This is a genomic window from Achromobacter sp. GW823-FHT04E03, assembly GCF_058796095.1.
The window spans coordinates 113,632-139,031 of the sequence record NZ_JBXAIJ010000001.1 but is presented as its reverse complement, the minus strand read 5'-3'; the positions used below and the strand labels follow the sequence as shown (position 1 = coordinate 139,031).

Annotated in this window: 28 protein-coding genes; 17 read left to right on the top strand and 11 right to left on the bottom strand. The window is 68.2% G+C overall.

Annotation, left to right across the window (positions count from 1 at the left end):
- Positions 1-25: 25 nt before the first annotated feature.
- Both AC1RHV_RS00675 and AC1RHV_RS00670 read right to left on the bottom strand, forming a co-directional pair.
- Positions 26-208: a hypothetical protein gene (locus tag AC1RHV_RS00675; protein WP_054456602.1), complete on the bottom strand. Its 183-nt coding sequence runs from the start codon at positions 206-208 to the stop codon at positions 26-28.
- 18 nt (positions 209-226) lie between these two features.
- Positions 227-2,233, bottom strand: coding sequence for an alkaline phosphatase family protein (locus tag AC1RHV_RS00670; protein ID WP_492299605.1), 2,007 nt, complete (start codon positions 2,231-2,233; stop codon positions 227-229).
- A gap of 211 nt (positions 2,234-2,444) precedes the next feature.
- On the opposite strand from AC1RHV_RS00670, the gene AC1RHV_RS00665 reads away from it, so the two are divergent.
- The 11 genes from AC1RHV_RS00665 (at position 2,445) to AC1RHV_RS00615 (ending at position 8,935) form a co-directional block, all read left to right on the top strand.
- Entirely contained in the window at positions 2,445-2,879 is a 435-nt protein-coding gene (locus tag AC1RHV_RS00665) for a general secretion pathway protein GspC (RefSeq protein ID WP_125472210.1), read from the top strand.
- A gap of 133 nt (positions 2,880-3,012) precedes the next feature.
- Complete coding sequence (gene gspG / locus AC1RHV_RS00660) at positions 3,013-3,441, top strand: type II secretion system major pseudopilin GspG (RefSeq protein ID WP_492299604.1); 429 nt, start codon at positions 3,013-3,015, stop codon at positions 3,439-3,441.
- The gene (gspH, locus tag AC1RHV_RS00655; RefSeq protein WP_175213208.1) at positions 3,413-3,901 is read left to right on the top strand and encodes a type II secretion system minor pseudopilin GspH; all 489 of its coding nucleotides are present in this window, start codon (positions 3,413-3,415) and stop codon (positions 3,899-3,901) included. Before gspG ends, gspH begins: the two co-directional genes overlap by 29 nt.
- Complete coding sequence (gene gspI, locus AC1RHV_RS00650) at positions 3,888-4,289, top strand: type II secretion system minor pseudopilin GspI (protein WP_492299603.1); 402 nt, start codon at positions 3,888-3,890, stop codon at positions 4,287-4,289. Before gspH ends, gspI begins: the two co-directional genes overlap by 14 nt.
- Positions 4,290-4,291: 2 nt before the next feature.
- Complete coding sequence (locus AC1RHV_RS00645; protein ID WP_175213206.1) at positions 4,292-4,897, top strand: PulJ/GspJ family protein; 606 nt, start codon at positions 4,292-4,294, stop codon at positions 4,895-4,897.
- Positions 4,894-5,838 carry a type II secretion system minor pseudopilin GspK gene (gspK, locus tag AC1RHV_RS00640; protein WP_175182102.1) on the top strand — a complete coding sequence of 315 codons (945 nt, stop codon included), beginning with the start codon at positions 4,894-4,896 and terminating at the stop codon, positions 5,836-5,838. The genes AC1RHV_RS00645 and gspK overlap by 4 nt, the downstream gene beginning before the upstream one ends.
- Positions 5,817-6,827 carry a type II secretion system protein GspL gene (gspL, locus tag AC1RHV_RS00635; RefSeq protein ID WP_492299602.1) on the top strand — a complete coding sequence of 337 codons (1,011 nt, stop codon included), beginning with the start codon at positions 5,817-5,819 and terminating at the stop codon, positions 6,825-6,827. The genes gspK and gspL overlap by 22 nt, the downstream gene beginning before the upstream one ends.
- The gene (locus tag AC1RHV_RS00630) at positions 6,824-7,411 is read left to right on the top strand and encodes a type II secretion system protein M (protein ID WP_492299601.1); all 588 of its coding nucleotides are present in this window, start codon (positions 6,824-6,826) and stop codon (positions 7,409-7,411) included. Before gspL ends, AC1RHV_RS00630 begins: the two co-directional genes overlap by 4 nt.
- A 1-nt stretch (position 7,412) precedes the next feature.
- Positions 7,413-8,165 carry a type II secretion system protein N gene (gspN, locus tag AC1RHV_RS00625; protein ID WP_492299600.1) on the top strand — a complete coding sequence of 251 codons (753 nt, stop codon included), beginning with the start codon at positions 7,413-7,415 and terminating at the stop codon, positions 8,163-8,165.
- A 72-nt stretch (positions 8,166-8,237) separates the two neighbouring features.
- Positions 8,238-8,540: a type II toxin-antitoxin system Phd/YefM family antitoxin gene (locus AC1RHV_RS00620; protein WP_192354156.1), complete on the top strand. Its 303-nt coding sequence runs from the start codon at positions 8,238-8,240 to the stop codon at positions 8,538-8,540.
- An 8-nt stretch (positions 8,541-8,548) separates the two neighbouring features.
- Positions 8,549-8,935: a type II toxin-antitoxin system RelE/ParE family toxin gene (locus AC1RHV_RS00615; RefSeq protein WP_492299599.1), complete on the top strand. Its 387-nt coding sequence runs from the start codon at positions 8,549-8,551 to the stop codon at positions 8,933-8,935.
- 3 nt (positions 8,936-8,938) lie between these two features.
- On the opposite strand, the gene gspE is transcribed toward AC1RHV_RS00615, so the two are convergent.
- Both gspE and gspD read right to left on the bottom strand, forming a co-directional pair.
- Positions 8,939-10,366 carry a type II secretion system ATPase GspE gene (gene gspE, locus AC1RHV_RS00610; RefSeq protein WP_175163913.1) on the bottom strand — a complete coding sequence of 476 codons (1,428 nt, stop codon included), beginning with the start codon at positions 10,364-10,366 and terminating at the stop codon, positions 8,939-8,941.
- Positions 10,363-12,720 (bottom strand): type II secretion system secretin GspD, encoded by a 2,358-nt coding sequence (gene gspD, locus AC1RHV_RS00605; RefSeq protein WP_054456591.1) that lies wholly within the window; start codon positions 12,718-12,720, stop codon positions 10,363-10,365. The genes gspE and gspD overlap by 4 nt, the downstream gene beginning before the upstream one ends.
- Before the next feature lie 176 nt (positions 12,721-12,896).
- On the opposite strand from gspD, the gene gspF reads away from it, so the two are divergent.
- Positions 12,897-14,102 carry a type II secretion system inner membrane protein GspF gene (gene gspF / locus AC1RHV_RS00600; protein ID WP_059374497.1) on the top strand — a complete coding sequence of 402 codons (1,206 nt, stop codon included), beginning with the start codon at positions 12,897-12,899 and terminating at the stop codon, positions 14,100-14,102.
- A gap of 117 nt (positions 14,103-14,219) precedes the next feature.
- Here the strand turns inward: gspF and AC1RHV_RS00595 are convergent, their stop codons facing one another.
- From AC1RHV_RS00595 to AC1RHV_RS00585, 3 genes are all read right to left on the bottom strand, one after another.
- A complete protein-coding gene (locus AC1RHV_RS00595) occupies positions 14,220-14,558 on the bottom strand; it encodes a P-II family nitrogen regulator (protein WP_013393295.1) in 339 nt (112 codons plus the stop codon).
- A gap of 127 nt (positions 14,559-14,685) precedes the next feature.
- Positions 14,686-16,743 (bottom strand): NAD(+) synthase, encoded by a 2,058-nt coding sequence (locus tag AC1RHV_RS00590; RefSeq protein ID WP_054456590.1) that lies wholly within the window; start codon positions 16,741-16,743, stop codon positions 14,686-14,688.
- 90 nt (positions 16,744-16,833) lie between these two features.
- Positions 16,834-18,183 carry a mechanosensitive ion channel family protein gene (locus AC1RHV_RS00585; protein WP_119449493.1) on the bottom strand — a complete coding sequence of 450 codons (1,350 nt, stop codon included), beginning with the start codon at positions 18,181-18,183 and terminating at the stop codon, positions 16,834-16,836.
- Positions 18,184-18,318: 135 nt separating this feature from the next.
- Here AC1RHV_RS00585 and argH point away from each other — a divergent pair, with 135 nt between their 5' ends.
- On the top strand, positions 18,319-19,737 hold the full coding sequence (gene argH / locus AC1RHV_RS00580) for an argininosuccinate lyase (protein WP_054456589.1): 1,419 nt from the start codon (positions 18,319-18,321) through the stop codon (positions 19,735-19,737).
- 83 nt (positions 19,738-19,820) lie between these two features.
- Here the strand turns inward: argH and AC1RHV_RS00575 are convergent, their stop codons facing one another.
- The 4 genes from AC1RHV_RS00575 to AC1RHV_RS00560 all read right to left on the bottom strand — a co-directional run bounded on the left by AC1RHV_RS00575 (position 19,821) and on the right by AC1RHV_RS00560 (position 21,734).
- Positions 19,821-20,240: a type II toxin-antitoxin system HicB family antitoxin gene (locus AC1RHV_RS00575; protein WP_054456849.1), complete on the bottom strand. Its 420-nt coding sequence runs from the start codon at positions 20,238-20,240 to the stop codon at positions 19,821-19,823.
- 55 nt (positions 20,241-20,295) lie between these two features.
- On the bottom strand, positions 20,296-20,481 hold the full coding sequence (locus tag AC1RHV_RS00570) for a type II toxin-antitoxin system HicA family toxin (protein WP_119449491.1): 186 nt from the start codon (positions 20,479-20,481) through the stop codon (positions 20,296-20,298).
- Between the two features lie 162 nt (positions 20,482-20,643).
- Positions 20,644-20,868: a LysR substrate-binding domain-containing protein gene (locus AC1RHV_RS00565; protein ID WP_225588708.1), complete on the bottom strand. Its 225-nt coding sequence runs from the start codon at positions 20,866-20,868 to the stop codon at positions 20,644-20,646.
- Between the two features lie 56 nt (positions 20,869-20,924).
- Positions 20,925-21,734, bottom strand: coding sequence for a helix-turn-helix transcriptional regulator (locus AC1RHV_RS00560; RefSeq protein ID WP_119449488.1), 810 nt, complete (start codon positions 21,732-21,734; stop codon positions 20,925-20,927).
- Between the two features lie 148 nt (positions 21,735-21,882).
- Between AC1RHV_RS00560 and AC1RHV_RS00555 the strand changes: the two genes are divergently transcribed.
- From AC1RHV_RS00555 to AC1RHV_RS00540, 4 genes are read left to right on the top strand one after another with little or no spacing between them, the layout of a single operon-like run.
- On the top strand, positions 21,883-23,583 hold the full coding sequence (locus AC1RHV_RS00555; RefSeq protein ID WP_192351974.1) for an FAD-dependent oxidoreductase: 1,701 nt from the start codon (positions 21,883-21,885) through the stop codon (positions 23,581-23,583).
- Positions 23,558-23,764, top strand: a complete 207-nt coding sequence (locus tag AC1RHV_RS00550; protein ID WP_054456585.1) for a hypothetical protein — start codon at positions 23,558-23,560, stop codon at positions 23,762-23,764. Before AC1RHV_RS00555 ends, AC1RHV_RS00550 begins: the two co-directional genes overlap by 26 nt.
- Before the next feature lie 17 nt (positions 23,765-23,781).
- Positions 23,782-24,363: a VOC family protein gene (locus AC1RHV_RS00545; RefSeq protein WP_054456847.1), complete on the top strand. Its 582-nt coding sequence runs from the start codon at positions 23,782-23,784 to the stop codon at positions 24,361-24,363.
- Between the two features lie 32 nt (positions 24,364-24,395).
- Positions 24,396-25,355: an MBL fold metallo-hydrolase gene (locus AC1RHV_RS00540; RefSeq protein WP_054456584.1), complete on the top strand. Its 960-nt coding sequence runs from the start codon at positions 24,396-24,398 to the stop codon at positions 25,353-25,355.
- Positions 25,356-25,400 lie beyond the last annotated feature (45 nt).

Here is a 25,400-nt window from a genome sequence, read left to right as displayed (position 1 = left end):
CCTATGGATCTGGAGGGAGCGCCGCTCAAGGCGCGCAACGCAATTCGGGTTTGACGGGCTCGGGCTTCGGCGTTTCGGGCTGGCCGGTGCCGGGGTCCTTGCCACCGTCGTCGTCGCCGTCATCGCCGCCGCAGGCAGCCAGCGTGGCGCTCAGCATCAGCACCGCGCCCAGGCGCAGGAAACCGCGCAAGATCATGGACATGCTCATTTTTTTATCCTCGGTACATCAGGGAAACAGTTCGGAAACGGACTTGCCGGACAGGGCGAGCGACTTCACTTCAGCTTCGGTGAGCGCGCGCGACCAGTACGCCAGGTCGTCGAAATACATCGTGTAGGGACCCTTGGTGCCGGCGCAGCAGACGCCATAGGTGCCGCGTCCGTCTTCGTTCAGGCCCAGGTGCGGCCCGTAGACGCCAGCGATCTTGGTCAGGTCGACCGAGCCCGTGCCGATGGTGCGCTGCGAGAAGCCCAGTTCGCTGTCGTAGACGGAGGCCGTCAGGGTCTTGGCCGTCTTGTTCACGGTCATCGCAACGTAGACCGGCTTGTTCGGGGTGAACTTGACGTTGTTGATGTCGACACGCGAGCCGCCGCCAGCCAGGTTGAAATACAACACCGGACCTGCCCACTGCGCGATGGTGATGCCAGGGTTGCCGCCGGAGTTGTAGTCCTTGTTGCCCAGGATGGACCGGTCGTTGGCGGTGCCGTCGGACTGGTACCAGAAGCCGATGGTGAAGGCCTGGGCCGCGTCCAGCATGCCTGCCGGATAGTCCAGCTTGAAGCCGCCCAGGGCCGCCGCGCTGCGGTCGTTCTTGAACATCTTGCCGAACACGCCCGTGTCGGCATAGGCCGGCGCCTGCGTGCCGTCGAACGGCGTGATGGCTCCGCCGCCCGCGGCGATGTCGGTCATATTGCCTTCGAACGGGAACAGCATCGTCAGGCCAGTGCGCAGCGAAGCCAGCAGCGGCAGCGGCTTGGTGTAGGCCACGGTCGTGCGCGCGGCGCTGACCGCGTTGCCGACCGCCACGCTGTAGTTCAAGGTGTGCACGCCCTCGGTGTCGAACTTGAAGCCCTTGTCCACATACTCGGCCACCGTGCCGGCCACGCGTGCGATCTCCACGCCGTCGCGGCTGACCACGATGTCGCCGGCCGGCTCGCCCACGCGCACCCAGCTCAGCGTCACGCTCTTGTTGTCGGTCGAGGTGCGGGCCGCGGTGTGGCGCAGTGCCAGCTTGCCGGCAAGCGAGGTGCCCGCCATGTCGTACTTGGCGGCGGCAGGCAGGACCTTCAGGTGGTCCAGCACCGTCGGCGCCACATCGGCCGCGCTGGGCAGCGCGTACCAGTTGTTGTCCCACAGGCCGTCGAACGACGCGTCGTCGGCGCTGCCGCCCAGCAGCGCAGGCTGGTTGGCGGCCAACAGGATGGTCTTGTTCGAGGACATGGGACGGCCGTCGCTGGCGCCGGTCTTGCCCAGGCCGTGGCTGGAAGCCACGATCACCAGCCACTTCTCGCCGGGGTGCTCCGCCTTGCGGTCGGCGATCTGCTTGGTCAGCGCGCCGATGGCGGCGTCGGCCTGGCGGATCGCGCTGTCATAGGCCGAGCCGAAGCCGTTCTCCGAGGCAATCCGTTCCGGCGCGCCGAACTGCGCCACCACCACGTCATAGCCTTCGGTGATGCGGTCGCGCGCCTGGGCGGCGACGCAATCGTCCGCGCCGGCGCAGTCGGTCAGCGACTGCAGATAGCCCGCGTCGCGCTGGCCGGCGATAAGGCCGGCCACCACGGTCGAATTGAAGGCGGCGGCGGTGCGCGCTTCGGGGCGCGCCTGCTTGATGCGCTGGAACAGGGTCGGCGATTGCAGCGTTTCGCCCTGCACGCTGTAGCGCACGCCGTGCTGGTCGGCCCATTGCCCGGTCAGCAGCGTCGCCCAGCCCGGCGCCAGCAACGTGGGCTGCTGCGTGGGCGCGTCCGTCACGCCGCCGGTCCAGGCGCGCGTGGCGTTGAGCTGCGCGAGGTTCGGCAAGGCCTTGTCGGCCACGCCGCGGCGCATCGCGTCATAGGTCAGGCCGTCGACGCCGATGAACAGCACCTTGTCGGCGGGCGTCGGGTCCGGCTGGGTCACAGGCGGCTGGGTCGGCGGCGCTTCGGTGTCGTCGTCATCGTCGCTGCCGCCGCAGCCCGCCAGGGCACTGGTCGCCAGCAGGGCCGCGCACCATCTTCTCCAATTCAATGCTTGCATGCTTCTCTTCTCTAGTCATGAACAGGGTTTTATGCAGGGCCACATGATGGCCAGCCAAGGTGAAAGCCCCGTGAAGCAAAGAAGAGAAACCTTGATCGACGGATCAGGATTCTTTTGCGCGCAGCCATGGCGCAGGCGCCGCGCATCGCGGGCTTGTCATGTGCGGCGGCTATAGTCGGCGCGGTCTCAACCCGCCACGCACGTTCAATCCATGCCCCTGTTCCTGCGCCCGACCCTGCCCGCCGCATTCCGCATACTCGCCGTGCTGGCCCTGGCCGCCGGCCTGGGCGTATGGGCGTCGATCCTGCTTGCGCCCAAGGCTGGCGCCCTGCCTCCCGCGGTGTCGGCGCAAGCGCCGCGCGCTGCCGACAACACGCCCGTGGCGTTGTGGTTCGGCAAGGACGAGGCCATGCGCACACAGATCACCGTGCTGGGCGTGATCGCCGCAGGCGCCGATGGCGCCGCCGTGCTCAGCATCGACGGCGGTCCGCCGCTGGCCTGGCGCGCGGGCGGCGAAGTGGCCCCCGGCATCGTGCTGCGCGAAGTCGCCGCGGACGCGGTGACGGTGGAACAGGCTGGGCGCGCCAGCCGCCTGCCGGCCCCGGCCGCCCTGCCCGCTCCCGCCGGCATATCGCGCGAAAAGTGAGCCGCACCGCAGGCGCTGCGACGCGCGCCCCGGGCGCAGACCGGACCTGCCCGCATTTGGCCGCGCCGTCACTATTGCTGTCATATTTCATGTCCACAATCCTCCGCTCCTACTGAAAGACCGGAGTCATCAAGTGCGTCAGTTACCGCGCGGGCTTGCCCGCCAGCAAGGTTTCACCCTCATCGAGATCATGGTGGTGATTGTGATCATGGGGATACTTGCGGCGCTGATCGTCCCCCGCGTGCTGGATCGTCCCGACCAGGCCCGCCAGGTCGCCGCGCGCCAGGACATCGCCGGCATCATGCAGGCGTTGAAGCTGTACCGCCTGGACAATGGCCGCTACCCCAGCACTTCGCAGGGCTTGCGCGCGCTGGTGCAGAAGCCCGAAGGCGTGAACAACTGGCGCGGGTACCTGGACAAGCTGCCCAACGATCCCTGGGGCCATCCCTACCAATACCTGAGCCCTGGCGTCAAAGGCGATATCGACGTGTTCTCGTTCGGCGCCGACAACAAGCCCGGCGGAGAGAGCGGCGATGCCGACATCGGCTCCTGGGAACTCTGAACGCGGCTTCACGCTGGTCGAAGTCCTGGTGGTGCTGGTGATCGTGGCGATCGCGGCCAGCATGGTGAGCCTGTCCGTGGGCCGCGGCGAGAACCGCTTGCGCGGCGACGCCCTGCGCCTGGCCGACGCCTTCACCGTGGCCCAGAGCGAGGCCCGCAGCGACGGCCGTCCCATCCGCTGGCTCGCCAACGGCCAGGGCTGGTCGTTCGAACGCCAGGGCCGGCTGCCAGGCCCGAACGCCGAGGAAGACAGGCCGCTGCCGCCGGACCGGCTGGAGCGCGACGAGGTGCTGCGCCCGCAATCCTGGTCGGCGGCGCCGGTGGCGCTACGGCTCGATCCGGACCGGCCGCTGGTGTTCAACACGGAATGGGTCGCCGCGCCGGTCACGCTGACGCTGAGCGCGGGCGATGCCCGCGTCACCTTGCAGCGCGACGCCGCGGGCCGCTATGAAATTCAATGAGCCGCCCCGCCCGCCCGATCGGCAGCGCGGGTTCACGCTGATCGAAGTGCTGGTGGCCCTGGCCATCATCGCCGTCGCCATGGGCGCCGCCCTGCGCGCGACCGGCGTCATGGCGGAAAACAATCGCGCCCTGCAGGACAAGACGCTGGCGCTGCTGGCTGCGCAGAACGCGCTGGCCCAGTTGCGGCTGGAACAAGCGCTGCCGCGCGCAGGCACGCGCAGCGCGCCCTGTGCTCAGGGCGGCCGGGCTTTGCAGTGCGAAATGGAGTTTGCGAATTCGATGAACCGCAGCTTCCGCCAGGTGTCGATCAGGGTGCGCGACGCCGGCGCCGCGCAGGCGGACGCCGTACTGCTGCAGCTGGATGGCCTCTTGTCCAGCCTGAGATAGCCATGCGCCGCCCTCCCCGATCCCAAGCCGGCTTCACGCTGATCGAAGTGCTGGTGGCCCTGGCGCTGATGGCGCTGGTCAGCCTGATGGCCTGGCGCGGCCTGGCCAGCGTGTCCGGCGCGCGCGAGCGGATCGAGGAACAGGCCGAGGACATCGACGCCATCGTCCGCACACTGGGCCAGATGGCGCGCGATGTGGAGCTGTCCTACACCGGACCCGGCTTCGAGCCGGCGGGTCTGGACGCGCAGGCCTACACCAGCGGCCTGCGCCTGCTGCGCCGTGCAGGCGGCGGGCCCGTGTTCGAGATCCTGCGCCCCGACCCTGACGGCAACGGCCTGTGGCAGCGCGTGCAATGGCAGGTGCGCAAGGACGGCCTGTGGCGCGCCAGCGGGCCATCGGCGGCGCGCAGTCCGCTGCCCGCGGCGGACAACGGCATCCTCCTGCTGCCCGGCACGCGAGCCTTGACGCTGCGCGCCTGGGTGCCGGGTACCGGTTGGGTGAATGGCGAAGGCAATCAGGCCGCCGCTCCGACCGGCCTGGAGATCGTGCTGGAACGCGGCGCCCCGGGATCCCCCGAGCGCTATACCCGCGTGCTGGAGCTGCCATGAGACGCCCGAGTAACGCAGAACGCGGCGCAGCGGTCATCAGTGCGCTCATCATCGTCGCCATCGTCGCGGCCTTGACCACCGGCCTGTTCCAGCGCCAGACCGCCAGCACGCGGCGCGTGGAAAACGAGATGGCGCGGGTGCAGGCGCGCGCCATGCTGGCGGGCGGCATAGACTGGGCCCGCCTGATCGTGCGCGACCACAGCAAGCGCGAATCCATCACCCGCGGCGACCAGATCTGGGCCACCCCGGTTCTGGACACGCGCATCGAACGCCCCGGCGACGAACGCGTCGCGGTGTTCTCCGGCCGCGTGCAGGACGAACAAGGCAAGTACAACCTCTATAACCTGGCGAACAATGGCGTGCCGCAGCCCGAGCAGGAACGGGTGCTGCGCCGCCTGCTGAACACGCTGCAACTGCCCGACACCTTGGCCGCGCGCATGGTGGACATCATGTCGGCCGCGCAGCCCGTGGCGCCGCCGGCGGATGCGCCGGCGGCGCCACCAGGACGGCCCGCGCCCGACGCCCGCGCCCCTTTGCCGCGCGGCGTGGACGAAGTGGCGGCCCTGCTGGCGCTGGAGCCGTCGGCTCGCAACGAGCTGCGCCGCACGATGACGGTGCTGCCCGTTTCCACCAGCGTCAACGTCAACACCGCGCCCGCAGAGGTGCTTGCGGCACTGGTGCCCGGCCTGTCGCTCAGCCAGGCGCGTTCCATGGCGGGCGAGCGCGACCGCGGCAACTGGTTCAACAATTCCGGCGATTTCGCCAATCGCCTGGCGGGCGCGGGGGTCAAAGCGCCTGCGCCCGCCGTCGCCACCACCAGCGGCTGGTTCCTGGCCAGCGGCACCGTGGCCTATGAGCGGGCGCGCATCTCCATGCAGGCGCTGCTGCGCAGTTCACCGCCCGCCGCCCCAGACACCTTATGGACCAGAGAAATACCTTGAAGAACATCCTGCGCATCGCGCTGCCGCCGCTGGACGAGTTCGGCGCCGGCTCTCTCCTGCCCTATGCCTGGTTCGACCGGCGCGGCCGCTGCGCCCGCCAGGGCGAGCTCGCGCTTGAGGCGCTGGGCCATGCCTATCCCCACGCCGCGTGCGAAGCCGTGCTGCATCCCGCCGACGTGATCGCCGCCAGCGTGCAGATCCCCGCGGTGGCGCGCGCCCGATTTGCCGCCGCGGTGCACAGCGCCCTGGAGCCGCTGGTGCTCAGCGACCTGGACGCGCTGGCCATCGGCCACGGCCCGCGCTCGACCGACGGCACGGTGCCGCTGGCCTGGGCCGCGCGCGAACCCGTGCGCCGCGGCTGGAGCCTGCTGAATGCGCAGGGCTTGCGCACGCAGGCGCTCATCGCGCCGCAAGCGCTGGGGGCCGAAACCACGGCGCCATTGCGCGACCCTGCCGATCCTCGCTGGCAGGCGCCCTCGCCTTCGTGGTCGCTGGCCATGCCCCAGCTGGCGCCGGCCCGCGTCTCGGCCTGGCGCCCCGCCTGGCGCTGGGGCGCGGCAGCGGCAGTGGTCTGGATAGGCGGGCTGAACCTGTACGCCTCGCAACTGCAAGCCGAAGCCGACGCGTTGCGCAACGGCATGCACGCGCAGGTCCTGGCCGCGTTCCCCGACCTGCCGGTGGTCCTGGATCCGCCGCGCCAGGCGCAGCAAGGCCTGGATGCGCTGCAGGCGAACCGCGGCGCGGCCAATGCCGCCGACTTCCTGCCCCTGGCGCGCGCCGCGGCCCAGGCCCTGCCCTTCGCCGCCGACAAGGTAGCCCGCCTGGGCTACGCCGAACAGGCGCTGACGCTGCAACTGGCGGATGCCGGCGAGCAGTCGCAACCCGTGGCTGAGACGCCCGCGCTGATCCAGCAAGCCGCGGCCCTGGGCCTGAAGCTCGAACGCGGCGACAACGACACCACCTGGCGCATCGTGCGCGCGCAACCATGAAACTCCCGCAAGCCCTGCATGCGGCCAGACAGTCGCTGGCCAAGACCCTGACTCCCGCGCTGGCGCGCGCCGGACTACGCTACCAGGCGCTGGCGCCGCGCGAGCGCCGGCTGGTGACCACGGCCGGCCTGCTGCTGGGCGGCGCGCTGGTCTTCGTGACCCTGATCGAACCGCCCCTGAACACGCTGCGCAAACTGCAGGCGGAATTGCCCGCGCTGCGCGGCCAGGCGGCCACGGTCGCGGACCTGACCGCCCAAGCCACGGCGTTGCGGCGTAAATCCGCGGCGCCCGCCGGCGCCATGCCCAGCGCCGCGGAAATCGGCGCCTCGCTGGAGCGCGCCGGACTCGCCGCGGAACACTGGGCGCTGGGCGAGCCAGAACACGGCCCGGGCGTGCTGCTGACGCTGAAGCAGGCGCCCTCTTCGGCCTTGCTGCGCTGGCTCGACGGAGCAGCGCGCGATTGGGGCCTGGCGGTCAAGGAAGTGCAGCTCACCCGTGCCGCCAATGTCAACGGGCGGCCGCTGCCCGGCCTGGTCAATGGCAAGGTGAGCCTGATGGCGCCGCAAGCTTCGGAGCGTGGCTGAGATGTCCGGCTTCCCGTTTTCCAAACGTTCCGCCGCCCTGCTCCTGGCCGGCGCCGTCTGCGCCGCCGCGGCCGCCGTCACCGTGCTGCCCGCGCGCTGGCTGCTGGCCCTGCTGCCGGACAAGGCGCCGGTCACGTTGGCCGACGCCAGCGGCACCTTGTGGCGCGGCAGCGCCTGGATCGCGCTGGGCCCGCCTGGCGCGCGCCGCATGCTGCCGCAACCGGTGCAATGGCAATGGCGCTGGGACGTGCTCGCTCTGGATATCTCCCACCCCTGGCTGCAAGGTCCCTTGCGCGCCACGCCCGGCTGGAACGGCGTGTCCGTGCCGGCCCAGTCGCTGCGCGCGCCCGCCTCCATCCTGTCCGCGCTGGGCGCGCCGTGGAACACCATTGCCCCCCAGGGCACGCTGGAAGTCCGCTGGCAGCCGCTGCGGCTGGGCGCGCCCCTGCCCGCCGGCCCCATGGCCGAACTGCGCTGGCGCAACGCCAGCACCGCGCTGACGCCGGTGGCGCCCGTGGGCTCGTATCTGCTGCGGGTACAAGGCGGCAAGTCTGGCGCCACGCTGGCGTTGAGTACGGAAAGCGGCCTGCTGGACGTCAGCGGCCAGGGCAGCGCGGGCGGGCGCGGCGGCCTGAAGTTCCAGGGCCAGGCAACCTACGCCGGCGCCGCGCGCGAGGCGGATCGGGCGGCGCTGGACGGATTGCTATCGGCGCTGGGACGGCGTTCGGGGGATGTCGCGACCTTCGGGACATGAATCGGGGACGGTTGGCTCGCGCGCTGAAAACGTACGTTATCATGTACAAATATCCAGCCTAGGGAGCCTGCCATGAGCATCTCGTCCGCCGATGTGATTCCGTTGTCTCAAGCCAGGGCCAATTTGTCCGAGCTGGCCGATCAGGTCAAGTCGGGGGCTGAGAAAATCATCACCAAGAATGGCGAAAGCTACGTTGCGCTCATCGACGCCGAGCGGCTGGACTACTACCACCGGCTCGAACAGGAACGCATCCACCTGCTGTTGATCGACGACGCAAGCCGAGGTTTGGCCGATGTTGCGTCCGGCAAAGTCAAGGACGCGCTAGGCGCGGTGTCGGCTCTCAAGCGCCGCCGCGCGGCCAAGACTCCCCGCTGACCGGCATCGTGACCGCGAAACCTGGCGTCAAGCTCACCACCCACTTCGAGCGCCAGCTTGAAGAGATCGAAGCCTTCCTCGCGGAGGCGGGAATGCCGCGCGCTTTCGACGCCTTGCTGGACGACTTGGCCGAGGTGATCATCCCGAACCTGGCGACCTTTCCCGACATGGGACGCTTGTTCCTGGAAAGGCCCCTGTGCTCGGTGGAAGCCGCCAATGGCGCCAGGCGCCTGGCCAAACAGATCCAAGCGCTCGCCAAGGATACGGAGCTGCGCGAATACGTGTCCGCGCACTACCTGATGCTGTACGCCCGGATCAAGAATCAGGTCTACCTGCTCTCGATCCGCCATCACCGCCAGCTTTCCTTCGATTTTCCGGACCGCTGGCGGGCGTAGGCGTCAGGCGTCCCGCGTGACCCGCAGGATTTCCTCCGGCGAGGTCTGCCCGCTATCCACCCAGCGCTGCCCGTCCTCACGCATGGTGCGCATGCCTGACGCGGCCGCCGCGCGGCGCAGTTCGCGTTCGTCACGCCCTTCGTGGATCAGCCGGCGCGCCTCGTCGTCCACCGTGAAGAGTTCGTGGATGCCGGAACGCCCGCTGTAGCCGGTATGGTTGCAGGCGTCGCAGCCCACCGGATGGAACACGCGTGCGCCGTCCTGCGTGGCGGGTTTCTTGCAGGCCGGGCAGAGCTTGCGCACCAGGCGCTGCGCCAGCACGCCCAAAAGCGATGACGCCAGCAGAAAAGGTTCCACGCCCATGTCCGTGAGTCGGGTCACGGCGGACACCGAGTCGTTGGTGTGCAGCGTAGCCAGCACCAGGTGACCGGTGAGCGAGGCCTGCACCGCGATCTGCGCGGTCTCCAGGTCGCGGATTTCGCCGATCATGATGACGTCGGGGTCCTGCCGCAGAATCGCGCGCAGGGCCAGCGCGAAGCTCATGTCGATCTTGGCGTTGACCTGCGTCTGGCTGATGCCGGCCAGGTCGTATTCGATCGGGTCCTCGACCGTCAGGATGTTGCTGGTGGACGCGTCCAGGCGGCTCAAAGCCGCGTACAGCGTGGTGGTCTTGCCGCTGCCGGTGGGCCCCGTCACCAGCACAATGCCGTGCGGCTGGCGGATCAACCGGTCCAGCTGGCCCAGCACGCCCGCGTCCATGCCCAGCTTCTCCAGCTGCAGGCGCCCCGCTTCCTTGTCCAGCAAGCGCAGCACCGCGCGTTCGCCGTGCCCGGTGGGCAAGGTGGACACGCGCACGTCTATGGGTCGTCCGCCCACGCGCAGCGCGATGCGGCCGTCCTGCGGCAAGCGCTTTTCGGCGATGTCCAGGTGCGCCATGATCTTGATGCGCGAGATCAGCGCGGCGTGCAGCGCCTTGCGCGGCGACACCACGTCGCGCAGGGTGCCGTCGACCCGGTAGCGCACCACCGAGTGGGTCTCGAAGGGTTCGATGTGGATGTCGCTGGCGCCGTCGCGCGCCGCCTGGGCGAACAGCGCGTTGATCATGCGAATCACGGGCGCGTCGTCCTGGGCCTCCAGCAGGTCCGCCACCTCGGGCATGTCCTGCATCAGGCGGTCCAGGTCGATCTCGTTCTCGGCCACGCCCATCACCGAGGCCGCATCCTCCGAATGGCTGTAGGCCGCGGTCAGCAAGGTTTCCAGCGCCTGGTCCTCGACCTGCGCCAACTCGATGTCGCCGTGGCAGCGGCGGATCTCGCGCACCGCCCATTCCGGCGTGCGCGGGCTGACGGTCAGCCGGGCCTGGCCGCCGCGCAGCGACAGCAGCGCGCGCTGCGCCCGCGCCCAGGCATAAGGCAAGGGGTGCGCGCTCATAGCAGCGTATCGGGGTCCACGGCCACGCTGTGCATCAGCGTGCGCGACACGCGGATCGCGCCCGAGGCGTCGCGCGCGGGTTCCATGCCGGCATACTGGCGCACGGCGAAGGACTGCGCCGTGACCGGCGCCGGCCGGCGCAGCGTTTCAGCCTGATGTTCCGGACGCAGGTCATAGGCGTTGTTGGACACCGAGGGCGCGGAGCCCGGCGGCGGCAGCATCGGCGCCTGCATGTCGGGCAGCGCCCAGTGCTGGCCCGGCTGCACCGCCGCCTGCGCGCGGCGCATGTAGTCGTAGCGGTCCATGGTGACGCCCGCCGTGCGGTTGGCGTCGCGCACCACGTAGGGGCGCAGGAACACCATCAGGTTGGTCTTGGTGCGCTTGCGCGTGTCGTAGCGGAACAGCGAGCCGATCACCGGCAAGGATCCCAGCAGCGGCACGCTGTTGGTGGAGAGCGTGACGTTGTCTTCCAGCAGGCCGCCCAGCACGATGATCTGGCCGTCGTCGATCAGCACGCTGGTGTCGATGGCCCGCTTGTTGGTCACGATGCCGGTAGTGGAGTTGGAGCGGCTTTCGTCGATGCTGCTGACTTCCTGGTAGATGTCCAGCTTTACCGCGCCGCCCTCGGAAATCTGCGGCCGGATGTTCAGCTTCAGGCCCACGTCCTCACGTTCGATCGTCTGGAATGGATTGGTGCTGCCGTTGCTGCCCGAGGTCACGTACTGCCCGGTCACGAACGGCACGGTCTTGCCCACCAGGATGCTGGCCGACTGGTTGTCCAGCGTCAGCAGGTTGGGCGTGGACAGGATGTTGGCTTCGCCAGTGTTCTCCATGGCACGGGCCAGCACGCCCAGGTTGATCACCTTGTTGCCCAGCACGTCGACCGTGCCCTTGACCACTCCCAGGCTCAGGCCGCTGCCGATGCCGTCGATGGTGGTCGGCCCCTTGCCGGTGATGCCGCTGCCGCCCAGGTTGGTGCCGCCGATGAAGCTGGTGCCGTCGCTGTTGATGTTGCCGGCGCCCGTCATCCACTGGATGCCGAACTCCGCCGCCTTGGCCTCGCTGACTTCGACGATCAGGCTTTCCACCAGCACCTGCGCGCGGCGCTGGTCGAGCTGGTCGATGACTTCGCGCAGGCTGCGGTACAGCGGCTCGGGCGCGGAAATGATGAGCGAGTTGGTAGCCGGATCGGCCTGGATGGTGGCGCCGCCGGCCGAATACGACACGGCCTGCGTGCTGTTGTCTTCGCGCGAGATGCGTTCCTGTTCGCCCGACAATCCTCCCGTGTTCGAACCGGACATGCCGGCCATGCCCGCTGTCGCCTGGGCCGGCATGCCAGCCGCGGCGTTCTGCGTGCGCGCTCCGCCCTGCGCGCCCGTGCCGCCGCTGGCGCCGCCCGTGGCGCCGGGCGCGGAATTCGCCTGCCCCGTCAGCAACCCGCCCAGGACCTCGGCGATGCGCGTGGCCTGCGCGTTGCGCATGTAGACAACGTGCAGGTTGCCGGCGCGGTTCTGCTGCGCGTCCAGCTTCATGATGAGGTCGCGCGCCAGCCGCGTGCGCGCCGGGCTGCCGGAACGCACCAGCACGCTGTTGCTGCGCGGATCGGCCACCACGGCGATGCGCTGGGTCGGGTCGCTGCTTTGCGTATCCAGCAGTTGCGAGGCGAGGATGGCGAGGTCGGTGGCCACGGCCGAACGCACCGGCACCACGTCGGTGTCGATCGAACTGGGCACGTCGATGCGCGCGATGACCTGCGCGATCCGCTCCAGGTTGTCGGCGTAGTCCGTGACCACCAGCGTGTTGTTGCCGGGATAGGCGTTGATCGGGTTGTTGGGCGGCACCATGGGGCGCAGCACCGGCACCAGGTTGGCGGCGTTTTCGTACTTCAGCGGGAAGACGCGGGTCAGCATTTCGCCGCTGCTGCCCTTGGCAAACGCGGACACTGGCACCGGACCGCGGCCCGCGCCGCCCACGGCTTGCGCGGGACGCGCGCTGCCCGCGACCACGCTGCCTTGCAGCTTGCCATCGGCCTCGGGCACCACGCGCGTCACGCCGTCGACCTCGACGATGGCAAAACCCTGCATGCGCAGCGCGCCCGTCAGCATCGACAACGCCTGCGCGCTGTCCACGGGACGGTCCGACACCAGCGTCAGCTTGCCCTTGACGCGCGGATCCACCAGGAAGTTGCGCTGCGTGAACAACGACAGCGCGCGCAGCACGGCGGGGATGTCGGTGTCGACGAAATTCAGACTGACGCGATTGTCGGTCTGTTGAGCGTGAGCCCTGCTGGCTGCGGGTCCGAGCTGGCTTGCGGCGAGCAGTACCGCAAGGCTGAATTGCGCAATATGACGCATGACGGGATAGGTGCCTGAAACGTGAAATCGTGTGAAAAAACGTGAAAGCGCGTCGGAGTATACGTGGTGACAGTGCAACACTACGGTCATAATCCGCAGGCATCGTAGCGGCCTTGAAACCCTTTAAATTCGGGGCTTTGCGCGCTTTTTGAATGCGCGCTGGCCATGCTTTCCAGATGCCTTCCTTCCGTTACGAAGCCACCGACGCACTAGGGAAGATCGTGCGCGGCACGATCGACGCCGACAGCGAACGCGGCGCCCGCAACCAGCTGCGCGGCCGCGGCCTGCTGCCGCTGTCCACGTCCCTCGCGGCGCGCGCCGAAGGGTTCGGCGCATCGCTGCGCACGCGCCTGTCGGATGCGGATCTCGCCTGGCTGACGCGCCAGCTCGCCAGCCTGCTGGCCGCGAGCCTGCCGCTGGACGCGGCCCTGAGCGCCACGCTGGAGCAGGCCGAGAAAAAACATATCGCCGCCACCCTGGGCGGCGTGCGCGACGACGTGCGCGCGGGCCACAAGCTGTCGACCGCCCTGGCCGCACGGCCGCGCGACTTTCCGGAGATCTATCGCGCGCTTATCGGCGCTGGCGAGGAATCGGGCGATCTCGCGCAAGTGATGGAGAAGCTGGCGGACTACATCGAGGAGCGCAACGCGCTACGCAGCAAGGTGCTGACCGCGTTCATCTATCCGGCGGTGGTGGCCTGCGTGTCGGTGATCATCGTGATCTTCCTGCTGGGCTATGTGGTGCCGCAGGTGGTGTCGGCGTTCAGCCAGGCCAAGCAGGAACTGCCGCTCTTGACGCGCATCATGCTGGCGTTGTCGGACTATGTGCGCGAATGGGGCGTGGCGACGGGCGCGGCGTTGGCGGCGGCCGTCGCGCTGTGGCGGTATGCGTTGCGCGCGCCCGCTGCGCGGCGGGCCTGGCATGCGCGCGTGCTGAAGCTGCCCTTGGCGGGACGCTTCGTGCTGGGTGTGAATGCCGCGCGCTTTGCTTCCACGCTGGCGATACTCTCAGGTAGCGGCGTGGCATTGCTGACGGCGCTGGAGGCGGCGCGCCGCACCCTGGGCAACGATGTGCTGCGCCAGGCGGTGGACGAAGCCTCTGCGCGCGTGCGCGAAGGCGCGTCGCTGTCGGCCTCGCTGGGCGCGCAAAAGGTGTTTCCGTCGCTGCTGGTGCATCTGATCGCCAGCGGCGAGAAGACCGGCCGCCTGCCCGAACTGCTGGACCGCGGCGCGCAGAACCTGTCGCGCGATCTGGAGCGGCGCGCCATGGCCATGACGGCCTTGCTGGAGCCGGCGCTGATACTGCTGATGGGGGGATTCGTGCTGCTGATCGTGCTGGCGGTGATGAGCCCGATCCTGGAGATGAATCAGCTCATCCGCTAGGCTGGAAAATGCGTTGCGGGCTTGGTGCGGCAGCTTCCCCGCCGCGCCAAGCCCGCAATATCCTGCTGCGGTCTCGCGGCTGCCGGCGGATCCGGCCAGCCGCAAGTCCCCAGGAACTTACAGCGCCTCTTCGTCGCTTTCGCCCGTGCGGATGCGGATGGCCTGTTCGACCGGCGTGACGAAGATCTTGCCGTCGCCGATCTTGCCGGTGCGGGCAGCCTTGACCACGGCTTCGATGGCGGCTTCGACCTGGCTGTCGGGCAGCACCACTTCAACGCGGATCTTGGGCAGGAAGTCCACCACGTACTCGGCGCCGCGGTAGAGCTCGGTATGGCCTTTCTGGCGGCCGAAACCCTTGACTTCGGTAACGGTCAGGCCGCTGACGCCGACTTCGGCCAGCGCTTCGCGGACTTCGTCGAGCTTGAAGGGTTTGATGATGGCGGTGACTTGTTTCACGTTGGTCGTCCTGGGTTTTTGATCTGTTGCGTCGCCCTGACACGGCATGACTGCAGGGCGCATCGGATAAGAGAATACCACCCGCGGGGGCCCGGACGCCGGGTCCCCCTTGGACGGGAAATCCCGGTCAGGCCTCGTCGGGAATACGTTCGGCGTCGCGCATCCACACCGCCGACTCGGAGTCGCTGGGCGCGCGCCAGTCGCCGCGCGGCGACAGCGAACCGCCGGAGCCGACCTTGGGCGCGTTCGGCACGCAGGTACGCTTGAACTGGCTGAGGCGGAAGAAACGGTCCAGGAAGATCTTCAGGTTGCGCTTGATGGCCGCCAGATCGTACTGGTTGCGGGCCACGTGGCCGCCCTCGGGCCAGGCGCCGGCCTCGCGGTCGCGCCAGGCCGCCAGCGCCAGGAACGCCACCTTGGTCGGCGCAAAGCCGTAGCGCAGCGTGTAGTACAGGTTGAAGTCCTGTAGTTCATAGGGACCGATGGAGTCTTCGCTCTTCTGCACCGGCTTGTCGTCCGCGCCGCCCGGCACCAGTTCGGGGCTGACGTCGGTGCCCAGCACGTCCAGCAGCACCTGCGCGCCTTCGTCGCCCAGGCGGCCGGATTCCGCGACCCAGCGCACCAGGTGGGTGATGAGCGTCTTGGGCACGCTGGCATTGACGCTGTAGTGCGACATGTGGTCGCCCACGCCGTACGTGCACCAGCCCAGGGCCAGCTCGCTCAGGTCGCCGGTGCCGATGACGATGGCGTTGTTGAAATTCGCGATGCGGAACAGGTGGTTGGTGCGTTCGCCGGCCTGCACGTTCTCGAAGGTGATGTCATAGACCGGCTTGCCGTCGGCATAGGGATGGCCCAGGTCCTTGAGCATCTGCAGGCAGCTGGGCCGGATGTCGATCTCGGAAGCCGTGCACCCCACCACCTCCATCAGCTTGCGCGCCTGCTGCAGCGTGCGCGAACTGGTGGCGAAGCCCGGCATGGTGACGGCCAGGATGTTGGAGCGCGGCAGGTCCAGCGCGTCCATGGCCTTGGCGCAGACCAGCAACGCATGGGTGGAATCCAGCCCGCCGGAAATGCCGATGACGACCTTGGACATGCGGCTGGCCGACAGGCGCTGGACCAGGGCCTGGACCTGGATGCTGTAGACCTCCTTGCAGCGGGCGTCGCGGCGCTGCGGGTCGGCCGGCACATAGGGAAAGCGCGCCACGCGCCGCTCCAGCGGCAGCTCGGCGTCTTCCAGCGGCGGATTCACGGGGACCGCCACGCTGCGGAATTTGCGGACTTCGTCCTGGTGGCGACGCACGGACTGGCCGAATGTGGTCTGGCGCATGCGTTCGCGCGACAGGCGTTCGAGGTCCACGTCCGCAAACAGCAGGTGGGAATGGCCGAGGAAGCGTTCGGATTCGCCCAGCAGTTCGCCGTTTTCGTAGATGAGCGCCTGGCCGTCCCAGGCCATGTCGGTGGACGACTCGCCCCGCCCGGCGGAGGTGTACATGTAAGCCGACAGGCAGCGCGCCGACTGCTGCGCCACCAGTTGGTGACGGTACTCCGACTTGCCGACCACGATGTTGGAGGCCGACAGGTTCACCAACACGGTGGCTCCCGCCAGCGCGGCGTAGGAAGACGGCGGGATCGGCACCCAGACGTCTTCGCAGATTTCGACGTGGAACTGGAACAGCGGCAGCTTTTCCATCTGGAAGACCAGCTCGGACCCGAACGGCACAGTCTGCCCCAGCAGGCGGATCTCGGATGCGGTGGCGCAATCGCCGGCGCTGAACTGGCGCGCTTCGTAGAATTCGCCGTAGTTGGGCAGGTAGCTCTTGGGCACCACGCCCAGCACGCGGCCGCCGGCGGCGACCACGGCGCAATTGAACAGCTGATGGGCCACGCGCAACGGCGCGCCGACCACGACGGCGATGTCCATTTCAGCGGTTGCCGCCACCACCTGGGCCAGCGCGGCTTCGCATTCGTCCAGCAGGGCCTTCTGGTGGAACAGGTCGTCGCAGGTATAGGCGGACAGGCCCAGCTCGGGAAACGCCGCCAGCACCGCGCCGCCCTGGGCGGCCTGCTGCGCCAGCGCGATGGTCTGGGCGGCGTTGAAGGCGGGGTCCGCGACCTTGCATTCGGGCACGCCGACGGCCACCCGGGCAAAGCCGTGGGAATACAGGTTGAAGAACGGGTTCGACATCGGGTCTATCGCCAGGGATTTCAACGCCTGGATTATCTCACGGGGCCACCCGCCGGCCCCGCCCCCACGCCTTGCCGCGCCTGCTGTCCGCTAGCGCGGCATCTTCTCGTCGGTCAGGCCGCGTTCCGACGGCGCGGCCAGGCCCGGACGGCCGCCTTCGCCCGCCAGGGCGGCCTGCAAGGCGCCTTCGCGCAGGTGGACGCCCATTGCGCCGATATCGGCGCCGGACGGCTGCTGGTACAGGCGCAGGCCCAGTTCGGGCAGGATGGCCAGCAGATGGTCGAAGATGTCGCCCTGGATGCGCTCGTACTCGACCCAGGCGGTGACGGCGGTAAAGCAATAGACCTCGACCGGGATGCCTTCGGAGGTGGGCTCCATCATGCGCACCATCATCGCCATGTCCTGGCGGACCTCGGGATTCTGTTTCAGATAGGCCAACGCATAGGCCCGCAAGGTGCCGATATTGGTCAGGCGGCGGCGGTTGGCGGGCACGCTGGCCAGTTCGCCCATGGTCTGGTTGGCCTGGGCGATATCGTGGGTCTTGGCCTGCAGGTAGTCATGCAAGAGGCGAAAACGCATCAGCCGCTGCGCCTCGTCGTCGGTCAGGAAGCGCACGCTGGCCGAGTCGATGCGCACGGTGCGCTTGATGCGCCGTCCACCCGATTCGAACATGTGGCGGTAGTTGCGGTAGCTTTCCGAGAACAGCTTGTAGGTGGGCACCGTGGTGACGGTGTTGTCCCAGTTCTGCACCTTGACCGTGTGCAGCGCGATGTCCTTGACGAAGCCGTCGGCGTTCGATTGCGGCATCTCGATCCAGTCGCCGATGCGCAGCATGTCGTTGCTGGTCAGCTGGGTGCTGGCCACCAGCGACAGCAGCGTGTCCTTGAACACCAGCAGCAACACGGCGGACAGCGCGCCCAGGCCGGAAATCATCCAGAGCGGCGAGCGGTCGATCAGGATGGAAAGCACCAAAACGGTGCATACCGCCATCAGGATCAGCTTGCCGATCTGGATATACCCCTTGATGGAACGGGTCTGCGCCCGGGTGGTGGCGGAATAGGTATCCTGCCAGGCGCTCAGCACCCCGGAAAACGCCACGAACACGCAGATCCAGGCGCCGGCATGCGCCAGCCGGCCGACGATGGTCACCGCCCGCTCGACGTGCGGCACCAGGCCTATGCCCAGCGACACCACGGCGAACGGCACCGCGTACCAGAGGTTCTGGTATGCCCGGCGGCGTTGCAGGGCCTTGTCCCAGTCGCCCCGGCCGCTCAGCACCAGCACGCGATGGGCCAGCAACAGCACGACCCGGGCCACGACCCACTGGACGAACAGCGCCGTCAGGATCAGCGCGGCGATTCCGATCAGCGTCTGCGCCCAGGCTTCGCGCGGCAGATGGGTATCCAATTGGGTGACCAGCTCTTCCCATTCCAGGGGCATAGACTCTCTTCCTGCTCTAAGGTCTTGAAACTAATCCAGGATTATCCGACAAAGGCCGGGCCGGAGGGTTCGCCCCCGCGGAACCCGCGCCCGGCGGCGCGGCCTTGCGCGCCAGGGCCTATAATTCCGCCCATCATGGCAAACACTCCCTCCCCCGATCAAAACCAGTTCGCCAACAAGGCGCAGGCCTGGTCCGCCCGGTTCTCGGAACCGGTTTCCGAACTCGTCAAGCGCTATACGGCGTCCGTGGATTTCGACAAGCGCCTGGCGCGCTACGACATTCAGGGTTCGCTCGCGCACGCGGACATGCTGGCCGCCCAGGGCATCATCGGCGCCCAGGACCTGGCCGACATCCAGCGCGGCATGACACAGATCCTGTCCGAAATCGACGCCGGCAGTTTCCAATGGCTGCTCGACCTCGAAGACGTCCACCTGAACATTGAAAAGCGCCTGGTGGAACTGGTGGGCGACGCGGGCAAGCGCCTGCACACCGGCCGTTCGCGCAACGACCAGGTCGCCACCGACATCCGCCTGTGGCTGCGCGCCGAAATCGACAACCTGCTGGACCTGCTGCGCCAGCTGCGCCACGCCCTGGCCACGGTGGCCCTGGACAACGCCGGCACCATCATGCCCGGCTTCACGCACCTGCAAGTCGCCCAGCCCGTCACCTTCGGCCATCACCTGCTGGCCTACGCCGAAATGTTCGGCCGCGACGCCGAGCGCCTGGCCGACTGCCGCCGCCGCGTGAACCGCCTGCCGCTGGGCGCCGCCGCCCTGGCCGGCACGTCCTACCCGATCGACCGCGAGCGCGTCGCCAAGACCCTGGGCTTTGACGGCGTGTGCCGCAATTCGCTGGACGCCGTGTCCGACCGCGACTTCGCCATCGAATTCTGCGCCGCCGGCGCGCTGATCATGACGCACGTCTCGCGCCTGTCCGAAGAGCTGGTGCTCTGGATGAGCCCGCGCGTGGGCTTCATCGACCTGGCCGACCGCTTCTGCACCGGCAGCTCGATCATGCCGCAGAAAAAGAACCCCGACGTGCCCGAGCTGGCCCGCGGCAAGACCGGCCGCGTCAACGGCCACCTGGTCGCCCTGCTGACCCTGATGAAAGGCCAGCCCCTGGCCTACAACAAGGACAACCAGGAAGACAAGGAAGGCCTGTTCGACACCGTCGACACCGTGCGCGACACGCTGACGATCTTCGCGGACATGGCCGGCGGCATCAAGGTCAAGGCCGACAACATGCGCGCCGCCGCCCTCCAAGGCTTCGCCACCGCCACCGACCTGGCCGACTACCTGGTCAAGCGCGGCGTGCCGTTCCGCGACGCCCACGAAGTCGTGGCCCACGCCGTGCGCGACTGCGAACAGCGCGGCTGCGACCTGGCCGACCTGTCGCTGGACGAACTCAAGGCCTACCACGCCAGCATCGGCGACGACGTGCACCAGGTCCTGACCCTGGAAGGCTCGGTCGCGGCCCGCAAGCACGTGGGCGGCACCGCCCCCGAGCGCGTGGCCGAGGAAGCCCGGCGCGTGCTGCAGGAAACGGCGGAGTAAGCCTGGTTTTCCGATGCAAGATGATCGGCCCCGTTAGCGGGGCCGATTTTCATTGACATGCGGGACTTGCAGGCTTGCCAGCCTCAGGCAATCGACACGTCCAGGCGGCGCCCAAGCTGCCCGAGAGCGGATTCGACTTGCTCGATCCGGGATGCGTGTCGCACGTTGAGCAACCGGTCCACTTGCGGCATGTGAACCCCCATGCGCCTCGCCAACTCGGCCTTGCGCACCCCCTGAAGAATCATCTCGTTCGACAGAAAAACCTTGCTGGTGACCAAGGCGGGCAAGGTTACTGACGCCTGGCCCTTGGCAGGTTTGGAGGGCATGGGAATGGGGCGACGCGCCTCGAAGTAGATCTCCAGCGCAGCTTCGAGCGCCTCTTCGGCGTTGATTGCCGCCTCATCGACGTCCTGCCCTACGGCTAGCGCTTCTGGAATATCGCGAAACCGGACTAGCCACGTATCGTTGGAGTCGCGAGTCAGGGTATAGGGATAGGTCAGCATTTGGGCTTCCGTTTGATGAATGTGCCAGGCAAGGCTATCCACGTGACGCACGGCGTCATTTCAAACCGAGCTGTTTCTTGATTTCGCTTTCCAGATGCTTGCCCATTTCCTTGGACCCATGATGTGGAAAGATAGTGGTCACGCCGTTCAAGGTAACCCGGTAATGGCTGCTGCCTGACTTATGCGGCACAAACACTGCCCCTTGTCGTTCCAGCCATCTCTTGAATTCGCTGTATTTCATGACCGATGGTCACGGCCTGATTGAGCATAAACAAAAATGTTGAATAAATAAACAGAACTGTTTACTTGAGCCGTCCTCCTCCCACCATGAGCGTAGAAGACGTAGGAACAGCGCGGCGCAGGGCCGTCACTTTCTCAGACCAAACGATATTGCGGCCGCCCGCTACACGATGCTGAGCGACTCCCCCAGCATTTCCACCACCGCATCCACCTTGGGCAGCAACTGCTTGCCCAGCGGCCACGCCAGGTACAGCGGCAGGCCTTCGGTGGCCAATTGCGGCAGCACCTCGACCACCCGACCGTCGCGCAAGGCGTCGGCCGCCAGCCAGGTCGCCAGTTGCGCGATGCCGAAGCCGGCGGCGACGGCGTCGACCTGGGCCGCGGGCAAGCGCTACCCGACGCCCGCGAGCCGGCGCCGAAACCCGGCAGCAGCAGCCCCGACGCTCAGCGCCCGCCCGCCTCCGGCATACAGGCCGGCACGGCGCGCGCGGCCGGCGCCTTGATCAGGAACTCCTTCAGGCTGGCCACGTTGTTCTTCTTGAAGATGCGGTTCTTGTAGGTGACCACGGTGGTGGGCGACAGGCCCAGTTCGCGCCCCACTTCCTTCGCCGTATGGCCCTGGCGCAGCAAGTCCGCCACCTGGATCTCGCGCAGCGACAGTCCGCTGCACCAGGACGGCGCGCGCGGCGCGTCCGTTTCCGCGCGGCACAACTGGTGATGACGCCGCGCCAACGCGATCAGCAGGGGCGCTCGCCCGCGCATCAGTTCGGCTACGTCCGGCGAATGGGCGTGCGAGAAATACAGGTTCAGGTAGCTGATGCCCTCGTCGCGGCAGCCGATGAGCGAAATCTTGCTGGCAAAGCCCGGGCGCTCGAACAATACGCGGCGGTACTCGTCATCCGCGATGCGTTCGGGCGACGCGGTCTGGACGACCAGGTCGGGATGGTGGCCGGGCCGGCACGCCATGTCGCGCAGCAGGCCGTAATTGGGGTCGCGCCGGTAGAACTCGTTGTCCACGAACACATTCGTGGTCCATTCGATCAGGGACTGGTTGAGCAGGCTGGCGGCCGACGAATACTGCACCGAGCCCTCGTGGCCGTAGAACACGTGCGACACGTGGTCGGCGGCCACGGTTTCGCGCAACGCCAGCAACAGCGCGGCATGGAACATCGGACCGCCCAGGTCCATGACGGCGGACTCGGCCCAACGGTCCGGCCCCCCGCCCGCGGGCATAGGGTTGTTTGTCTCTTCCATGGTGTCGTTTTCCCCCGCTTGCGCGTGTTTTCCCGATTCTAAGGTCATCCCCCGCCGCCGCGATGTCCTCTTCCGTGAGGACATGACGGACCCGCGCGGCGCTCCTAGAGTGGGGCCTGCAACAAACCACATCGAACTAGGGAAAACGATGAAAGAGCTTCCCATCTATCCATACGTCAGGCCCGAGGAAATGGACCGCCCGCGCCGCGATCCGCATCCGGTGGCGGTCGTGGGGGCCGGATTGACCGGGTTGACGCTGGCGCTGGATCTGGTGCGGCGCGGCATCCCCGTGGTCGTGCTGGACGACGACAACACCGTCGGCGTGCGTGGCCTGGCCTCGCGCGGCATGGTCTGGGCGCAGCGCACGCTGGACATCTTCGACCGGCTCGGCATGGCCGGCGACGTGGTCGGCAAGGGCGTGCGCTGGAACGTGGGCCGCGTGCTGTGCCGCGACATGGCGGTGGCCTCATTCACGCTGCAAGACCAGCCCGACATGCGCCACAACGGCTTCGTCAACCTGCAGCAGTACTACCTGGAAGCCTTCCTGGTGGACGCGCTGATGCGCGAGCCGCTGGCCGAGCTGCGCTGGTTGAACCGCGTCGCCGGCATCGAACCGCAAGCGGACGGCCCGGCGACGCTGCAGGTGGAGACGCCCGACGGCGTCTATCTGTGCCGCGCGCAATGGGTCGTCGCCTGCGACGGCGCGAAGAGCGCGGTGCGCGGCATGCTGGGCCTGAGTCCGCGGGTCTACGACCAGACCGAGGACCGCTGGATCATCATCGACATCGTGCTGCGCGACACCACCTGGCCGGAGGAACGCTGGACCTGGCTGGACGCGCGCAGCAACCATGGCCGCGCGGTCTGGCGCCACAAGATGGCCGATGACACCTGGCGGCTGGATTTCCAACTGCGCGCGGACGAAGACCCGGCCGAGGCGGCAACGGACGCGGCGATGCGCCAGCGCGTGTGGGACCTGCTGGGCGAACGCGTGGAATTCGACATCGCCTGGCACGGCGTCTGGGCCTACCGCCATGAATGCCTGGACAGCCTGCGCCACGACCGCGTGCTGTTCGCAGGCGACTCGGCCCACCTGGTCGCGCCCTTCGGCGCGCGCGGCGGCAACGGCGGCATCCAGGACGCCGACAACCTGGGCTGGAAGCTGGCCCTGCTGCTGCAAGGCCGCGCGGGCGACTCCCTGCTGGACACCTACAGCGTGGAGCGCAAGCACGCCGCGATGGAGAACATCCGCCAGGCGCGCCGCTCCTCGCGCTTCGTCTACCCGGGCGCGGCCCGCTCGGCCGCGCTGTGGCGCGACGCCATCATCGACCTGGCGCCGCGCCACGCCGTCGCCGCCCGCATGATCAACACCGGCCGCCTGTGCATGCCGGCCATCTATCCCGAATCTGCGCTGGCTTGCGGCCCGCACGTCCTGGCCGGGCGCGCGCTGCCCAACGTGGTGCTGCGGCAAAGCGACGGCCTGACGCTGCACGGGTTGCTTGGCCCCTGGTTCACCGTCCTGGTGTTCGGCGATGCCCTGCCGGCCGGCGTAGAGGACGACGACGGCCTGCTGCGCTGGGCCGCCGTCGGACCGCTGTGCGATGAACGCGGACGCGCGGCTCTGGCGCACCAGCTCGGCCAGACGCTGGATGGCCAGGCCTGGCTGCTGCGCCCCGACCAGCACGTCATGGCCGCCGCCACGCCCGAGACGCGCGATCCCCAGGCCGTGCAGGCCTGGATCAGCGCGGCGCTGGATGCGCCCGGCGCCTGTCCCGAATCCCTGCCCGAGGCCCGCGGCCTCTACCGCTCAACCGGAGGCGCCAGCCATGCCGCTATCCCAGCAACAGCTTGACGACCTGCTCGAGCGCCTCATTGCACTGACCAACGTGCCCGACCCCGCGGCCCAGCGCGACAGCCTGGCCCGGCTGTCGCTTCTGCTCATCGAAGCCGTGGACGACGCGGCCCGTGTGCAGGCGGCGGTCGACGAGATGCTGGCGAGCCAGCCCGGTTCGCCCGCCTTGAACATTCCATGAACCACGGAGACGGCGCCATGACGCTGCAACACCCCCCTGCCTGCCCCGCCATCCAGGGCCTGCATCACTTCGCCTGGCGTTGCCGCGACGCGGAAGAAACCCGGCATTTCTACGAAGACATCCTGGGCCTGCCGCTGGTGCACGTGGTCAAGGAAGAACGCGTGCCCTCCACGGGCGAGCACTGCCCCTTCGTGCACCTGTTCTTCGAATTCGCCGATGGCTCCCACATCGCCTTCTTCGATCTGGGCGACAACGGACTCAGCCAGCCCGATCCCGCCACGCCGCGCTGGGTCAACCACTTCGCCATGGAAATCCGCGGTGAGGCCGAGTTGGAAGGGATGCGCCAGCGACTGCTGTCCCACGGCGTCGACGTGGTGGGGCCGACCGACCACCACTTCATCCGCTCCATCTATTTCTTCGACCCCAACGGCATCCGGCTCGAATTGACCCTGCGCCTGCCCGTGGACGACTACGTGGCCCGCAAGCGCCGCAGCGCCCATGACGACCTGGCCGCCTGGACCCGCGACAAGGCCGCCGGGCTGATGCCCGGCGCCACCGGCACCAGCAGCCAGCAGCGCGGCCAGGCCCACGCCAGCTGAACCGCCCACTTTCCATTCATTAAAGGAACACCATGAGCAAACCCTTCGCCTCCCAGGCCGACCTGGCGGAAAAGAAGATCTCCTTCGAACGCCTGTCCGACAACGCCTACGCCTACGTTGCCGACGGCGACCCAAACTCGGGCGTGATCATCGGCGACGACAGCGTGATGGTGGTCGACGCGACCGCGACGCCGGCCATGGCGCAGGCGCTGATCCGCGCGATCCGCGGCGTCACGGACAAGCCCATCCGCCACGTGGCGCTGACGCACTACCACGCCGTGCGCGTGCTGGGCGCGTCGGCCTTCGCCGCCGAGGGCGCAGCCAACGTGTACGCCAGCCGCGGCACGCATGAGCTCATCGTCGAACGCGGCCAAGCCGACATGGACTCGGAGATCGGCCGCTTCCCGCGGCTGTTCCAGTCCGCCGAGACCATACCCGGGCTGACCTGGCCCACCGTGGTGTTCGAGCGCGAACTGACCGTGTTCCTGGGCAGCCTCGAAGTGCGCATGCTGCATCTGGGCGCCGGCCACACCCGGGGCGACTCCATCGTCTGGATTCCGTCGCAGGGCATCTGTTTTTCCGGCGACCTGGTGGAATTCAACGCGGGCGTGTACACGGGCGATGCCTATTTGTCCGACTGGCCCGCCACGCTGGACGCCCTGCAGGCGCTGGAGCCGCGCCAGATGGTGCCGGGCCGCGGCCCCGCGCTGACCACGCCCGCCGCCTGCCGCGAAGCCATCGGCTACACGCGCAGCTGGGTCGAAACGCTGTACGGCTGCGCGCGCCAGGGCGTGGAGCAAGGCAAGAGCCTAAAGCAGGTCTATGAGGACACGCGCCGCGTCATGGACCCCGAGTTCGGTCACGTCGTCATCTACGAACACGCCATTCCCTTCGATGTTTCGCGCGCCTATGACGAGGCCAGCGGCATCGCCGATCCGCGCGTCTGGACCGCCCAGCGCGACCGCGACATGTGGGCCGAACTCACCGCCTGATCCCGCACGACAAGGCCCCGGCGCGGGCCTGCCTATCCGATACGG